Annotated in this window: 12 protein-coding genes; 6 read left to right on the forward strand and 6 right to left on the reverse strand. The window is 62.1% G+C overall.

What is annotated here, in order from left to right; all coding sequences use genetic code 11:
• Positions 1–89 precede the first annotated feature (89 nt).
• Positions 90–845 carry a DeoR/GlpR family DNA-binding transcription regulator gene (locus PQQ52_RS16075; RefSeq protein ID WP_408212974.1) on the reverse strand — a complete coding sequence of 252 codons (756 nt, stop codon included), beginning with the start codon at positions 843–845 and terminating at the stop codon, positions 90–92.
• A gap of 134 nt (positions 846–979) precedes the next feature.
• Between PQQ52_RS16075 and PQQ52_RS16080 the strand changes: the two genes are divergently transcribed.
• Entirely contained in the window at positions 980–1,567 is a 588-nt protein-coding gene (locus PQQ52_RS16080) for an NUDIX domain-containing protein (protein ID WP_408212977.1), read from the forward strand.
• A 360-nt stretch (positions 1,568–1,927) separates the two neighbouring features.
• Positions 1,928–2,227 (forward strand): hypothetical protein, encoded by a 300-nt coding sequence (locus tag PQQ52_RS16085; RefSeq protein WP_408212980.1) that lies wholly within the window; start codon positions 1,928–1,930, stop codon positions 2,225–2,227.
• 82 nt (positions 2,228–2,309) lie between these two features.
• On the opposite strand, the gene PQQ52_RS16090 is transcribed toward PQQ52_RS16085, so the two are convergent.
• Positions 2,310–3,482, reverse strand: a complete 1,173-nt coding sequence (locus PQQ52_RS16090) for a porin (protein WP_408212982.1) — start codon at positions 3,480–3,482, stop codon at positions 2,310–2,312.
• 544 nt (positions 3,483–4,026) lie between these two features.
• Here PQQ52_RS16090 and PQQ52_RS16095 point away from each other — a divergent pair.
• Positions 4,027–5,136: an OpgC domain-containing protein gene (locus PQQ52_RS16095; RefSeq protein ID WP_408212985.1), complete on the forward strand. Its 1,110-nt coding sequence runs from the start codon at positions 4,027–4,029 to the stop codon at positions 5,134–5,136.
• Positions 5,137–5,356: 220 nt separating this feature from the next.
• Positions 5,357–6,217, forward strand: a complete 861-nt coding sequence (locus PQQ52_RS16100; RefSeq protein ID WP_408212988.1) for an alpha/beta hydrolase — start codon at positions 5,357–5,359, stop codon at positions 6,215–6,217.
• Positions 6,218–6,262: 45 nt separating this feature from the next.
• On the opposite strand, the gene PQQ52_RS16105 is transcribed toward PQQ52_RS16100, so the two are convergent.
• Complete coding sequence (locus PQQ52_RS16105) at positions 6,263–7,345, reverse strand: AI-2E family transporter (protein WP_408212991.1); 1,083 nt, start codon at positions 7,343–7,345, stop codon at positions 6,263–6,265.
• Positions 7,346–7,690: 345 nt separating this feature from the next.
• Here PQQ52_RS16105 and PQQ52_RS16110 point away from each other — a divergent pair, with 345 nt between their 5' ends.
• Together PQQ52_RS16110 and PQQ52_RS16115 are read left to right on the forward strand one after the other, a co-directional pair.
• Positions 7,691–7,975 carry a DUF3331 domain-containing protein gene (locus PQQ52_RS16110; protein WP_028197253.1) on the forward strand — a complete coding sequence of 95 codons (285 nt, stop codon included), beginning with the start codon at positions 7,691–7,693 and terminating at the stop codon, positions 7,973–7,975.
• Between the two features lie 366 nt (positions 7,976–8,341).
• A complete protein-coding gene (locus tag PQQ52_RS16115; RefSeq protein WP_408212994.1) occupies positions 8,342–10,906 on the forward strand; it encodes an adenosylcobalamin-dependent ribonucleoside-diphosphate reductase in 2,565 nt (854 codons plus the stop codon).
• Between the two features lie 62 nt (positions 10,907–10,968).
• Here the strand turns inward: PQQ52_RS16115 and PQQ52_RS16120 are convergent, their stop codons facing one another.
• The 3 genes from PQQ52_RS16120 to PQQ52_RS16130 are packed head-to-tail and all read right to left on the reverse strand — an operon-like array spanning position 10,969 to position 15,612.
• On the reverse strand, positions 10,969–11,919 hold the full coding sequence (locus tag PQQ52_RS16120; RefSeq protein WP_408212997.1) for a dimethyl sulfoxide reductase anchor subunit family protein: 951 nt from the start codon (positions 11,917–11,919) through the stop codon (positions 10,969–10,971).
• Positions 11,920–11,930: 11 nt separating this feature from the next.
• Positions 11,931–12,677 (reverse strand): 4Fe-4S dicluster domain-containing protein, encoded by a 747-nt coding sequence (locus tag PQQ52_RS16125; RefSeq protein WP_408213000.1) that lies wholly within the window; start codon positions 12,675–12,677, stop codon positions 11,931–11,933.
• A 13-nt stretch (positions 12,678–12,690) separates the two neighbouring features.
• Positions 12,691–15,612, reverse strand: a complete 2,922-nt coding sequence (locus PQQ52_RS16130) for a molybdopterin-dependent oxidoreductase (protein WP_408213003.1) — start codon at positions 15,610–15,612, stop codon at positions 12,691–12,693.
• Positions 15,613–15,743 lie beyond the last annotated feature (131 nt).

Below are 15,743 nucleotides of genomic sequence, written 5' to 3' on the forward strand. Positions count from 1 at the left end.
AACCGTTATAGCGTTCGGCTTACGACGCTTTTTGTATTGGTCTTGCAGCGATCCCGGTCGCCAGGTTTTCGACTTGCAAGCATGCTTGACTAAGCCCGCAGGATCGTGATGCCCAATGCATCGAACGGCGCGGTAAGCGCCTCTGGCGTGTTCCGCTCGACGACGATCGTATTGGCCGCCGTCACATCGGCAATCTTGTACGCCGACGCCGCGTTGAGCTTTTCCGCCGACGCCAGCACCACCGTTTCCGCCGCATGTTCCGCGAGCGCACGCTTAACATAGGCCTCCTCCATATCGCCGGTGCTCAGACCCGCTTGCGGATGCACACCGGTCGCGCCCATGAAATAGAAGTCGGCGCGAATGTGGCTGAGGGCTTCAATAGCGGCCGCGCCCACGTTGACCATTGAATGGCGGAACAGTCGCCCACCGATCATGATGACCTCGAGCGCCGTATGCTCCGCCAGTTCGACGGCGATGCTCGGGCTGTGCGTGACGATCGTCGCGCGCAAGTCGCGCGGCAAATGACGCGCCAGTTGCACGGCAGTCGTGCCGCCATCGATGAACGCAATCTGGCCGTGCCCGATCAGGCCCGCCGCCGCCCGGCCGATCGCTGCTTTCGACGCCGATTCGATGCGCTCGCGCCCGGCGAAATCCACCGCCGCCGGCGACGCCTGCAACGCGCCGCCATGCACGCGTTGAAGCTGCCCCTCGGCGGCAAGTTCGCGCAAATCGCGCCGAATGGTGTCCTCAGAGACGTCGAATTCGACGCTCAACGTCTTGGCGATCACCTGGCCGTCACGCTTGAGCGCTTCGAGGATCAACTGTTTTCTTTGCGATGTGAGCACGGCGTCGATCCTGGAAGCATTTTGGCAGATTGCACGAAATTTCTTGTTTTTGCATGAAACTGCACGATACCATGAATTGCATGCGGTGCAGACCGCGTTTCCCAACACGATTCCCACAGGACAGGATGCGAGCCATGAACGAAATCGCCGGGCGGGTACGGATTGTCGACGTGAAAGTGCTATCGGACGACTGGTACGTACTGAAGAAAACCACCTTCGACTACCAGCGCGCGGACGGCAGTTGGCAACGCCAGAGCCGCGAAACCTACGATCGCGGCAACGGCGCGACGCTGCTGCTGTACGATGCGCGCCGCCGCATGGTGGTGCTGACACGGCAATTCCGTCTGCCGGCATTCGTCAACGGCCATCACGGCATGCTGATCGAGACGCCGGCGGGTCTGCTGGAGGCGGCCTCGCCTGAGGAACGGATTCGCGCTGAAGTCGAAGAGGAAACCGGCTACCGCGTGCATGACGTGCGCAAGGTGTTCGAAGCCTTCATGAGCCCGGGGTCGGTGACGGAAAAGCTGCACTTTTTCGTCGCCGAATACGATGCTGTGGCAAAAGTCGGCGCAGGCGGCGGCATTGCCGACGAAGGCGAAGATATCGAGGTGCTGGAATTGCCAGTGGACGAAGCACTGGCGATGGTCGAGCGTGGCGAAATCGTCGACGGAAAGACGATTATGTTGTTGCAGTATGCAAAGTTGAATCTGTTCGGCGTGTAAGCAGCGGCTTGCAGGTCACGCCACAAAATCGCCGTGACGGGCTTAGGCGGATAGGCAGATAGGCAGAGTGTGAGGAGCACTCTGCCGCCACTACAACAGCCGTTCTGCCAGCAACCTGCCCGCGCGCCCAACTTTTCGGATTGATCTCACACGACGTTGGGAAAGAGACGATATGTTGAGGAACGTCAAAAAAATATCCTTACGGGTCCCTTTGAAGTCTGCCTGCCTCGTTGTCAAAGCGTTGCGCGTCTTCAAACGGAAAAGCCGTTTCCGTTAGTTTATTTTTTGCTTCGCCCGCTCGATAAAGCCGGCGAATGATTTGAGGTTTAAGTGGATTCTCTTAATTCAGCGAACAGATTCATGGGCGGCTTCTTTTTCGGCGCCCTGATCGCTGCAGTCGTAATGGTATTGCTGTGCAATGCCGGTGAATTTTCGCCGTTTATCGCGAAGCTGCATGCTTTGGAACAGGTCATCCTGACCGCGCTCATTTCCCTCGTCATTGTCGATGCAAAGCCATTGGCTTATAAAACCGTCTGGCGTGAACGCCGTTGCAGCTTCGTACTCGATGAAGATTTGAGCGCGACCATTCGCGGCAGAACCTTCGGCATTCCCGCCGGCGTGGTAATCGGGATTCTGATTCAGAATTACGTAATGAACTGATTTCCTGTCGCATGGAAAGTCAGTTCATCGCACCTGGCCTTGCCGCCATCATTCTGTACACGACCGGCGCGCCCTGCCGCCCCTAGAACTTATGCCGTATCGCCGCGCGCACCACGACCTGCTTCGAAGTCGATGACGGCGACTGGGTGCCGGGCGTAAAGGCATCGTCCAGAATCGAATAGGTGGAGTCACCGGTCACCTGCTGATACTCGCCCTGAATGTACACGTCGGTGCGTTTGGACAGGTTGTAGTCCGCCATCAAGCCGAACGAATGAATTTTCGGCTTCACGCCGCCGCTCGACGCGTCGTAGGTTTCCATCGTATAGACGTATTGCGCGCCGACGAACAGCATGGGCGAAATCTGATATTTGCCGTTTACCTCGAAGTTCTGATACTTCAACGAGTTCAGCAACACCCCCGGCTGCACAAGCGGCGTCACGCCGAGATAGCCGTTGCCGGTCGGGTCCAGATAGTTCGAGTTGGTGTACACGAAGCCGGCAGTGGCCGGCCCGAAGGTGTACGTGATGCCGCCGCCAAACACCCGCATGCGGGCGGCGATAAAACTGGCGTCGTTCGCCGTGATTGCACCGTTTGAGCCGTTGCCGGGGTTGTCAGCCTGCAGATAGGCCGCGGCAACCAGCAGTCCGCCGTAGGTGTACTGGCCGCCGAAACTGTACGCGCGGTTGTTGGCAAAGCCCGTATCGTTGCTGAAGCTGTAGACGCCACCAAACTGGAAGCCAGAGATCGATGGACTGGCGTACTTGACGCTGTTGTCGAGACGGAATGAGTTATCGGTGTTGTCGTTATCGTACGGGTGCGAGAACAGCGCACCGGCCCAGTTGCCGTTGGCCGTGGTCTGCGCCAGATAGTCGACCACCGAGTCGTACTGGCGGCCGAACGTCAACGTGCCGTAGGACTCCGAACTCAAGCCGACGAACGCCTGGCGGCCGAACATCCGACCGCCCTGATTGAGTTGCCCGGAGCTGACGTCGAAGCCGTTCTCCAGCTGGAAGATCGCCTTCAGGCCGCCACCGAGTTCCTCGGCGCCTTTCAGTCCCCAGCGGCTGCCTTGCGCATCGCCGCTTGCGAGTTCATAGACATGGCCGCGGCCGACGTTGTTGGTGTAGTTGATGCCCTCATCGAGCACGCCGTATAGCGTCACGCTCGTCTGGGCAAAAGCAGGCGCGGAGAAAATGGCTAACGAGGTGGCGGACAAAGCGGTGGAGACAGCCAGCGCGAACACTTGCTTGTTCATGAAGATCTCCCAGAACTCGAGTAATGGGACAACTCGATCCGACCGCTTTCTTTAACGCTTCTTGAGGCGTTTATCGACCCCGACGCGCTTTCAGGAAATCCTCACACGCCGTTACGTCGCCGTCTATCAGGTGTCGCGTCCATATCTCAAAACGTTGCGAAATCTCCACTGCATCGGACTCCCCTTTTTTCGCGGCGCTTATTCAGGTAAACGGCGCCGTGTTGCCGGAACTTAAGCCGGCTGTCGCGTTGGACGCGTCAGCCCTGCACGTCCCGTAGCGGGTTTGTCGTGGAAAGAAATATAATCGAAAGCTTTTGCGGCGGCGCAGCGGAACTCCGCGCCGTCAAACGGGTCATTTTTACTGGCCTCTGCAACCGCGCCTCGCATGGCCGGTTCAAGCGGTGACGCGCAAGGCCACCCAAGGGGTCGCTTCCGCAAGGCGGCAGTCCGCCGCAACACCTGCTCCAATTTCAAAAAGCCTGGTGAGACGTCTGCCGCGCTGGCATAGCGCGCCGTCGCACGAGGCTGCTTTTGGCACCACACAATGCAAAAGTCGCAATCCCGTTTGATCGAGCTCGATTTTTTCCGCGGGCTGGTCCTCCTGATCATCGTCGTCGATCACATCGGCGGCAGCATTCTGTCGCGCGTCACGCTGCATGCCTATGCGCTGTGCGACGCGGCTGAGGTCTTCGTGTTCCTCGGCGGTTTCGCCACCGCTACGGCCTATGCGGCGCTCGCCGAACGGCGTAACGAGGCGACCGCGCGCAGCCGTTTCCTGCGGCGCTCGCTGGAAATCTATCGCGCCTTCCTTATCACGGCCGGTTTGATGCTGCTGGTCAGCGCGGTGCTGACCGCGTTCAGTATCGACGGTCCAAATCTCGCCACCACCGATCTCGACGATCTGATGGACGCCCCCGTGGCCGCCCTGCGCGACATCCTGCTATTTCGCCGCCAGCCGTATCTCGCTTCCGTGTTGCCCATGTACGCGTTCTTCGCGCTGCTGGTGCCGATGATCCTGCCGCTCGCGCGCGGCAAGCCATGGCTGCTGCTGGCCGGCAGCGTCGCTTTGTGGGCGGGCGCACCGGCGATCGACGCCTACCTGCCCGCCGCGCCGGACATGCACTGGGATTTCAACCCGTTGGCCTGGCAGTTGCTGTTCGTGCTCGGCGCGCTGGCCCGTTGCCAGCCGGTTTATCAGCGGATCAGTGCGCACCGTCTCGGCTGGCTAGCGAGCTTACTGGCGTTCGCCGTGGTCGCTGCCGCGGCCTACTACAAGCTGTTTATCGAACGCGAACCGCTCGATGGCAGCTTCAAGCAAAACCTCTCCTATCTGCGCGCGGTCAATTTTCTGGCGATTGCGTGGCTGGTCGCGAACCTGATCCAACTGGGCTGGGCACGAAAGCTCGCGCAATGGATGCCGTGGGTCGGCATGATCGGGCGCAAAGGGTTGCTGTGCTTTATCGCGGGCGCCGTGATTTCGCTGGTCGTCGATTCGGTGCTGTATGCCGCGACCGACGGCTATCTGAACTATCCCCTCGGCTTGGTGGCGGATGCATTTGCGGTCGGCGCACTGTTCGCCGTCGCCAAGGCGTCGGAGCCGCTCAAGCGCGTCACGGCGCGCCTCTGGAGCTTGCGCCTCAGAACGTCGCCCTGAGCGAGCGGCGTGCGCATGCACGCGCGGGCTTTGGCTGCGGCGCGGCGCGGCGCGGCGCGGCACGCCAGGTTACCGCTTGCGAGGTCGCCGCTGGTGTGCCCACCCAGTTACCTCGTCGTCGCTTGCCCGCTGCCGCTTGCCTGCCACTTGCCGATTTCCACTGCCGATACTGATAGCATGACGACCGCGCGCGATCTGCGCGGCGGCCTCTTACCCTGACATGCGTCTATTCCTGCATTCCGCACTCCTCGCGCTGTGTGCTGCTGTCGGCGCGCCGGCAAGCGCCAGCACCGTCATCAGCCGAAGCTTCCATTCCGAAGCGCTCGGTCGCGACTGGGCCTACACGATCTATCTGCCGACTGGCTATCACCACGACGCCGCCCGCATCCCCGTGCTCTACCTGCTGCACGGCAATAACGGCGACGCCAACGACTGGCTCACGCAAGGCCACCTGCAAGCGACCGCCGACGCACTGATCGAGCGCAGGGAGATGCCGCCGGTCGTGATCGTCATGCCGCAAGGCGGCACGGACTGGTATGTCGATCGCAAGGAGAAGATGGAGACCGCGTTCTTCGGCGATCTGCTGCCCGAGATCGAAACGCGCTACGCGGTCGCGACACAGCGCGGCGGACGGATGATCGGCGGCGTTTCGATGGGCGGTTTCGGTGCGCTGCGCTACGCCATGACACAACCGGAGCTCTTTTGCGGCGCGCTGCTGCTAAGCCCCGCGATTTATGCGAATGAACCGCCGCTCGCTTCAGCGGCGCGCCGCGTCGGCGTGTTCGGCGATCGGCAGTTCGATCCGCACGTCTGGCACGCGCTCAATTATCCGGCGCAATGGGAACGGTACATGAGCCAGCCGTATCGCCTGCCGATGTTCATCGCCGCCGGCGACGACGACCTCGCGATCCAGGCCGATGCGTCATCGCTTTACACGCATCTTCGGCTGGCGGGAAATCCGGCGGCGCTGCGCATCATCGACGGCGGTCATACCTGGGATGTCTGGAGCGCGCTATTGCCCGCCGCGCTGAAATACACGCTGGGCTGCGTCAAACAGTCGGCGCACGATCGGGACAAGTAACCCGGCGAATCAGCAGTCCTGATCGTGCCGGAAAATTGCGTGCAACTATTGCACGAGATCGGTCCACAGCACCATCAGCACGGTCATGAGCGCGGGTCCAATGAAGAGGCCGAGCAGGCCGAACGTCTCCGCCCCACCGAGAATGCCGAATAGCACCAGCAGGAAAGGCAATCGCGTCGAGTTGCCGATCAGCACCGGCCGCACGAAATGCTCGGCGACAAACACCACGATCGAGCCGAACACCGCAAGCCCGATGGCCCCGGCAACCGAGCCTTGCGAAAACAGCCATAGGGCCGCGAGGCCGAACGTGATCGGCGCGCAGAACGGCAGCATGGCGGCGATCGCCGTGATGAACGCGAGCAGCGCGACGTGCGGCAAGCCGGTCACGAAATAGGCAACGCCCATCAAGAGGCCCTCACCGAGCCCGACCACCACCAGCCCCGACACCGTGCCGCGCACGGCCGCAGCCATGCGCTCGAGCAGTTGCGCGCCGTCGTCGCCGAAGCCGCGCCGCACGCCTTTCATCAGTGAGCCGGACAGACGCGGCCCCGCCTGAAAGATCACGAACAGCGTGACCAGCATGAAGGCGAACACCATCAAGCCATGCGCCGCGCGCGCGCCGAAGTGGCGGCCAAGCGTCATCACCGTGGTGCTGTGCAGCCCTTTCATTGCCGCCGAGTCGCGCAGCGGCTGGGCGAGATTGGCCTGCCACCAGGCCGAAATCTGTTGCACGCCGAACGGCAAGCGCTCGAGGATGCCCGGCATCGGAATACCGTTTTCCTGCACTGTCTTGAACCATTCATTCATGTCGTGGGCTTCGCGCAGCGCCTGTGTAATGCCGATCCCGACCGGCAGCACCACGAGCAACGCGATGGCGAGTGTCAGCACGGCGGCGATCAACGTCGTGCGGCCCGTGAACCAGTGGCTGCCTTCCACCTTTTTCAAAAGCGGCCACAGCGCGATGGCAATGACGCCGGCCCAGGCCACCACCGCAATGAAATCGCGCACGACCCACAGCGCCAGCAGCACGAGCGCGATGTACAGGACGAGTAAAGCCGTTTTCTGCTTTTTCAGGCGATCAGGCGGTGCCGGCGATTCTGGCGGCGCTACGGGGGGGCGTGAAATCATGTGATCTCTTAGGGTCTTGTGGATATGCGCGCGAGCCGACCGGAAAAATGCAAACCCGCTACACTTGCATCGCACGGTCGCTCAACAATAACCACATCTTAAAGGAAGCACCGAAGCCCTTAGCAGGCAGCATTTTCGTCGCGCTGCGCACAACACTGCGTTGCAAAAATCCGCGCTATCGAAAATTCACATCGCATATGGCCCGCAAAGCCCCGCCGTTTCGTGCAAGCGTGGATGTCAAGTTTCATTGTTGCTAATTCGAGAACAGTGTTTCAACTCCGGCACAATGGCTATCCAGGGCGCACGGGACTACATTCGGCACACCACAATACGGAGCCGACGATGATGACCTTAGAGTCCATCCCCCTTGACGGTACCAATGGCGTACGCATCGAAATTCTCGAGCGCTCCGACACCACGCTGGTGATCCGCTGGGTCGAACCGGGGCGCTGCCATTACGGCGAGCAACGGTGGCGGCGACGATCGGCCCATACGTCGGGAACGTGCGCCGTGACGCGGCGCAAGATTCGTCGCGGCGATGCGGTGTTCAAACCGGCTGAACGGCCGGCGCCTTCGAATGCTTCCGCGATGATTTGTGCTGAGGTCCTGGGCGAACTTGTTGAGGCTTGATGTCTTTTTGCCTGGACGGCAATTCGCCGATGTGCGTTTAGGGCGCTTGCCGTCGTTAGTCCCCTCATGATTTATCTGCGCTGATTCTCTGCGGGCCGCCGCCTTTCCCGGCCGCACTGACACACGCTCGGCGCCGCTCTTCAACTTTCCGCCTGGTCAATCCACCGCAGAAGGCCGCTGCGGCTGGCGAACAGCCAATTGGTATCCCACGCCCAAAAGCCTGATTGCGGCCCTTCGCCACGTGCGTTAAGGTGATCCCCGTTGCGCCAGGTCACCACACCTGCCAGACGCGCATCGTTAAATGAATGCCCTCCATCCCATTCGAACGCGCCGCAGCCCGTCTGGCGGCAAACGAGAGGCGACACCATGGCAGAAGACACCCCGGAAACCCGCGCCGCAGCGGTTCCTCCCGTCCAGCTCGTTGCGCCGCAACAATTCTCGCTGGACGTCCTGCTTGAGAAATACGCGAAAGGCGACGAACAATCGGCCGACGACGTATTCCAACGCGTCGCCCACGGCGTCGCTCAAGCGGAGCCGGAAGCGTTGCGCGAGTCGGTGGAAGCGCTTTTTGTCGACAATCTGCGCCACGGCGCGCTCGGCGCCGGGCGCATCATGAGCGCGGCCGGCACGGGCATCGCCGCCACGCTCATCAACTGCTTCGTGCAACCGGTCGGCGACGCGATTCAGGGTGTCGACGAAGAAGGCCTTCCCGGCATCTACGTGGCGCTGCTGCAAGCCGCCGAAACGATGCGCCGCGGCGGTGGCGTCGGCTATAACTTCTCCGCGATCCGGCCCAAGGGTGCCCGCGTTCATACCACGAGCTCATCGGCGTCCGGACCGTGCAGTTATATGGACGTATTTGACGCCTCCTGCCGGACCGTCGAAAGCGCCGGCTCGCGGCGTGGTGCACAAATGGCCGTGCTCGACTGCAATCACCCCGATCTGATCGAGTTCATCGAGGCGAAACATTCGAAAGGCCGCTGGAACAACTTCAACGTGTCGGTAGGCGTCACCGACGAATTCATGCGCGCCGTCGAAGACGATCAGCCCTGGCCGCTCGTGCACCGCGCCGAGCCGTCACCGGCGCTGCGTGCGGCAGGCGATGTGCGGCAACGCGAAGACGGCCTGTGGGTGTACAGCGAAAGGCCCGCCCGCGAGATCTGGGATCGCATCATGCGCTCCACCTACGACGTCGCCGAACCCGGCATTGTGTTCATTTCGCGCATGAATGAGGACAACAATCTACGCGCGGTCGAAACGATCCGCGCCACCAATCCGTGTGGCGAACAACCGCTGCCGGCGTACGGCTGCTGCAACCTCGGACCGTTGAACCTCACGCGTTTCGTGCGCGATCCGTTCGCGCAAATGAAAGGCCGCAAACCTTCGTTCGACTGGGACGGTCTCGCCAAAAGCACCCGCACCCAGGTGCGCTTTCTCGACGACGTGCTCGACGTCACGTTGTGGCCGCTGCAGCAGCAATACGACGAGTCGCGCGCCAAGCGGCGCATCGGCGTGGGCTTCACCGGCTTAGGCGATACGCTGGTGATGCTCGGCCTGCGCTACAACTCGCAGGAAGGCCGCGACTTCGCTGTGAGCATCGCCCGGCTGATGCGCGACGAAGCCTATCGCGCGTCGGTGGAACTGGCGCGCGAGCGTGGTGCGTTCGAATTGTTCGACGCCAGGCGTTATCTGGAAGCGGGCACCTTCGCCTCGCGTCTGCCCGATGACATCAAGGACGCGATACGCCAGGATGGCATCCGCAACAGTCATTTGCTGTCGATCGCGCCGACCGGCACCGTCAGCCTCGCGTTTGCCGACAATGCGTCGAACGGCATCGAGCCGGCCTTCTCGTGGACCTACACGCGCATGAAGGTGATGGCCGACGGCGGCCGCGAATCATTTGACGTCGAAGACTACGCGTATCGCCTCTACCGCGAACTCGGCGGCGATGTGAAAAACCTGCCGGACTATTTCGTCAGCGCCCTCGAAATGTCGGCGCGCGATCACCTCGACATGATGGCCGCCGTGCAGCCGTATGTGGACACGTCGATCTCCAAGACGGTGAACGTGCCGGCGGACTATCCGTTCGAAGCGTTCGAAAGCCTCTACTTCGACGCGTGGAAAAACGGTCTCAAGGGCCTCGCCACGTACCGCCCGAATGAAACGCTCGGCGCGGTGCTGAGCGTGAACCCGCCGCAAGCGGATGACACGCTCGCCGAGACCGATCAGGATCCGCTGCGTATCGCGATCGATCATCGGCCTAAGGGCGAGTTGCCGGCAATCATCGAAAAGGTCGAATACCTGACGCAAGCCGGCAAGAAGTCGCTTTACGTGGCGGTGTCGTTCATCGAAGTGACGGGACGCCTTGGCGGTGAGGATGTCACGATCGAGCGTCCCATCGAGTTCTTTATTCCGACCGGTCAGCGCGACGAATCGCAGCAATGGATCACGGCGACAATGCGTTCGCTGTCGCTCGCGGCGCGCGGTGGATTTGTCGCGCGTAACTTGCAGGATATGCGCAAAGTGTCGTGGGATCGGGGGCAGGTACGGCTCGGTGAGGTGCAGCGTCTCGACGGTCATCGCACGCCGCGTTGGCACGATTCCGAAGTGGCGGCGCTCGCTTTTGCGATCCAGCAGATTTTGCATCGGCGCGGTTTTCTCGACGCCGAAGGCAATCAGGTGCCGTCGCGCATGCTGGCGCGCCTACCGCGCGGACAGATGAAAGCCGAAACGGCCTTGCCGGCGGATTTCGGCATCCGGCCGCATCCCGGCGAAGCTAACGACGAGTCGACGCTGACACAAGCCGGTGGCGTGCAAGGGCTGCGCACCATGCTTGGACGCAAGTGCGGCTCGTGCGGAGCGAATGCAGTGATTCGCAAGGATGGTTGCGATTTCTGTACAGCGTGTGGCGAAGTCGGCGCGTGTGGATGAGCGACAGCTATCCGCAACTCAGACGCGGCCGCCGATATCGGACGGCCGCGCCAACCTACCCATCAACCGACTCGAGCGTAATACAGATTCTGCGGATGCTTGGCTTCTGCAAAGAAGAACCAGCGTTCCGCCACGAGACCGGCGTATTGCACGAGACACGCCGCAGCCAGCAAGCCGAGCGACACACCGATCGGGAGCAGGCCTGCGCCTAGCGCCATGAGCAACACGGGCACGGCAAACGCGGCCACGAGGAATCCCCACTTGACGCCGCGCAGCGTCCCCGCCGATTTACCGTGAAAGAACTCGTGCAGATTGAACGCGCCGGCGGTAAAGCCGCGTGAAACCTGCACAAGCTTCGGGTTGTTGATGCCGGTCGCGCTCTGCACCGTGGACTTCGGCCGCAATCGCGCATTGCGCACGAGCGATGCCGAACGGCTCCCGCAGCCCGCAAGCGTCAGCACGCAGGCACAGATCGCGAGGCCCGCTGTCAAACCCGGCGCGAACCACGCGGTCATCGCCGTCGCCAGCGTGAACCCGGACGCGCAACCCAGCAGCACGAAGTTGACCAGTGTGAGCGGTGTGGCCCATTCCTGTAAAAAACGCAGGCACGCGTAGATCATCGCCGAGCAGACGAATAACAGAGCGCTCGCCACCACGCCAAGCCAGCCTATCGCGAGCGACCACGGCGAACCAAACCAGTGCGCGACACCGTAGAAAAACGCGCAGGCGAGAAACGCCGGCAGGCACAGGCATTCACGCGACAGCCACGACGTCCGCCACATCGCAACCGCACGCCATGCACGCTCCGGATGCCCGAGATGGAAAAACGAGGCGATCAGTCCGAGGCCGCCCAACACGACCGAGACGCCTGCGCCGGTCATATAGAACGCATCCGCGGGCGCTACGAGCAAGCCCAGATGCGCCGCCGTCTCCACGCCGACGAGCGCGATCAGCAGACCCTGTGCCGCGCCGCTCAACGTAGTGAGAAAAACTACCGAGAAAGCCGGATTCATCGCCAGGTCCTTTAGATGCGCGTCGCCATCGACGCAAGATGCAGTTCGCCGCGCTCAAGCTGCGCATCGACCGATTCGGGCGTCTTGAGCGCCGTATCCGTGTCTTTGCACGAGCAGGCACCGCTGCCGCAGCCCGATGCCGACGTCGTGACGCGCGGCAAATAGTGGTTCGCTGGCCGCGTGTTCCACTCAGGCATCAACTGATAGCCGCCGCGCTCCTCGATCGCCTTCGATACCACCGACTCCGGGTCGTGGATATCGCCGAACAGGCGCGCGGAGGTCGGACACGCGAGCACGCATGCCGGCTGACGATCGCGCTCAGAGAGGTTTTCATCGTGAATACGATCGACGCACAAGGTGCACTTCGTCATCTCCTTGCGCGCTTCATCGAGTTCGCGCGCGCCGTATGGACACGCCCATGCGCAATATTTGCAGCCGATGCATTTGTCGAAATCGACAAGCACGAGGCCATCTTCCTTGCGTTTATAGCTGGCGCCGGTCGGACACACCGGCACGCACGGCGGGTCCTCGCAGTGCAGGCACGACTTCGGGAAGTGGATCGTCTCGGCGTCCGGGTAGCTGCCGGCTTCAAAGCTCTGCACGCGGTTGAAGAATGTGCCGGACGGATCGGCGTCGTACGGATTCAGGTCGGCGAGGCTGCCCGACTCGCCCGACGTATTCCACTCCTTGCAACTCGTGACGCAAGCCTGACATCCCACGCATACGTTCAGGTCGATCACCAACGCCATCTGTGTCATGAATCGCTCCTTGCTACTTGCGCCCAGCCGCGCCACGCAACCGCGCCGCGAATTCGCCTCGTCCCGCGAAATAGGTCTGCACGATCCGCGATATCACCCCGTTCGACCCGGGCAACGCGGGCATCGCGTCGAACTGCGGCAGCGTATGACGCGCGTCCGCTTCCGCCGGATAGATGCGCACGCGCACGTCGTACCACGCGGCCTGGCCTGTCACCGGGTCCGAATTCGAAAGACGCGCGGCCGCTTCGTCGCGACCAGGTAACTCGTCGGTGATGAGGTGATTGAGCAGAAAGCCGCGCTGCGATTCGTTCGCGCCCGCGCCGAGATTCCACGCGCCCGCGGCCTTGCCGATCGCGTTCCACGTCCATACCGTGCCTGGCTCGACAGTCTCGCTAAACCGCGCCATGCAGCGCACGCGGCCCCATTGCGATTCGGCATAAATCCAGCTGCCATCGGCGATACCGTTTTCGGCCGCCATCAGTGGATTCATGTAGAGATAGTTCTCGCCATGAATCTGCCGCAGCCACGCGTTCTGCGAATCCCACGAGTGATACATCGCCATCGGCCGTTGCGTCACGGCGGCGAGCGGAAAACGCGCGAGATCGGTGGAATCGCTTTCGAGCGGCGCATACCAGAAGGGCAGCGGGTCGAAATACTTCTCGACCCGTGCCCGCAAATGCTCGGGAGGCTGCCTGCCGCTTGTGCGCCCTTGCGCAGCAAGCCTGAACTTCTGCATGACGTCGGAGTACAGCTGGATCAGGATCGGCTCCTTGAATTTACGGAAGCCTTTTTCCACCGCCCAGTCGAGATACGGCCCATTGCAGTTGCGCATGTACTGGAGCGTCTCCGGCAAGCGGTAATGGAACACGCAGTTGTTCTTGGCGTACTGTTCCCACTGCTGCGGATTCGGCTCACCCACCAGCGCCTTGTCGCCGTCCTTGCCGCGCCAGCCGATCAGAAAACCCACGCCGGAGTCAGGCGTCGTCGTGTGATTGACGATGAAGTCGGGATAGTCGCGAAAGCGGCGCGTGCCGTCGGCCGCCGTGAAGGCGGGAAACTTGAGGCGCGAAGCAAGCTCGATCAGCACCTCCTGAAACGGCTTGCACTCGCCTGTCGGTGGCACGACCGGCACACGCACGGAATCCACCGGACCGTCGAACTCGGAGATGGGCCGGTCGAGCATCGACATCGCGTCGTGCCGCTCGAGATAAGTCGTGTCCGGCAGGATCAGGTCGGCGAACGCCGTCATCTCCGACTGGAACGCATCGCACACCACGAGAAACGGAATCTTGTACTCGCCGTTCGCATGCTTGTCGGCGAGCATCTCGCGCACCTTCATCGTATTCATCGACGAATTCCATGCCATGTTGGCCATGAAAATCAGTAGCGTGTCGATGGGATAGGGATCGCCGCGCCAAGCGTTGGTGATCACGCTATGCATCAGGCCGTGCACGGCGAGCGGATATTCCCAGGAGAAGGCTTTGTCGATCCGAACCGGACCGCCGTTTTCGTCGATGAACAGATCTTCAGGCGCGGCGGGCCAGCCGAGCGGCCCGGTGGCGAGCGGCGTGTTCGGCTTGACGGCGTCCGGGCTGTTCGGCGGTTTCGCCGATGGCGGCACTGCGCGGGGAAACGGCGACTTATGGCGAAAACCGCCGGGGCAGTCGATCGTGCCCAGCAGCGACATCAGCACCGCAAGCGCACGGATCGACTGGAAACCGTTGGAATGCGCGGCCAGCCCGCGCATCGCGTGAAAAGCGACCGGGTTGCCGGTGACGGTCTCATGCGTCTCGCCCCACGCGTCGGTCCAACGGATCGGCAGCGTGATCCGGTGATCGCGGCTGGTCTGGATCATTTCACCGGCGAGGCGGCGAATCGTATCCGCCGCAATGCCGGTAATGCCGGCGGCCCATTCGGGCGTGCAGTCGGCCACGCGTTCGCGCAGCAACGCGAACGACGGCGTGACCGGCGTGCCGTCGTCGAGCGTATAGCGGCCGTCGAGTGCGGGCGTCACGCCGGGGGCATGATGCGGCACGGCGCGCGCGGCCGAGGCGTCCCACCAGAGATGATTCTGCGGAAACAGCGGATTGCCGACCGGTCGGTCCGGGTCGCGCACGAACAGGCCGAAGTTTTCGCTGGCTTCGTCGAGATCGACAAGCTCCGCCGCGTTCGTATAGCGCTGCACGAACGCGTGATCCCAGGCGTCGGCCGCAATCAGTTCGTGCAGAAACGCCATGAATAGCGCACCGTCGGTGCCCGGCTTGATGGGCACCCATTCGTCGGCAATCGCGGCGTAACCGGTGCGGATCGGATTGATCGCAATGAAGCGTCCACCCGCGCGCTTGAATTTGGAAATCGCGATCTTGAGCGGATTCGAATGATGATCTTCCGCCGTGCCGATCATGAAGAAGAGTTTGGCGCTGTCGAGATCCGGGCCGCCAAATTCCCAGAATGAGCCGCCGATCGTATAGATCATGCCGGCCGCCATATTGGCCGAGCAGAAGCCGCCATGCGCCGCGTAGTTCGGCGTGCCGAACTGTTTGGCAAAGAGCCCGGTGAGCGCCTGCATCTGGTCGCGGCCCGTGAAGAGCGCGAATTTCTTGGGATCGGTGGCGCGAATCGTGGCAAGACGCTTTTCGAGCACGTCGAACGCGACCTCCCACGACACCGGCTCGAACTGCGCGCTGCCCCGCTCCGCGCCCGCCTTGCGCATCAGCGGCTGGGTCAGACGCGCGGGCGAGTACTGCTTCATGATGCCCGAGGCGCCCTTCGCACAGATCACGCCCTGGTTCAGCGGATGGTCCGGGTTGCCGTCGATATAGCGCACCTCGCCTTCGCGCAGATGCACGCGAATACCGCAGCGGCAGGCGCACATATAGCAGGTGGTCGTCTTGATCTCGAGCCGTTCGTTCTGCGTGCGGGCGTGGTGTTCCATGCGGGATCTCCGTCGCGGCTCCGGCTGTGTCGAAGCGATGTGGGTTCGATACCGACCATCCTATTCGCCGGGAGTCCACAAGGGAAATCGCGATTTGTGACAGAAACTATCCGCTGCGCCGATGGTTTCAG

Source organism: Paraburkholderia sediminicola (assembly GCF_046030555.1).
In the GTDB taxonomy this organism is placed as follows: domain Bacteria; phylum Pseudomonadota; class Gammaproteobacteria; order Burkholderiales; family Burkholderiaceae; genus Paraburkholderia; species Paraburkholderia sediminicola_E.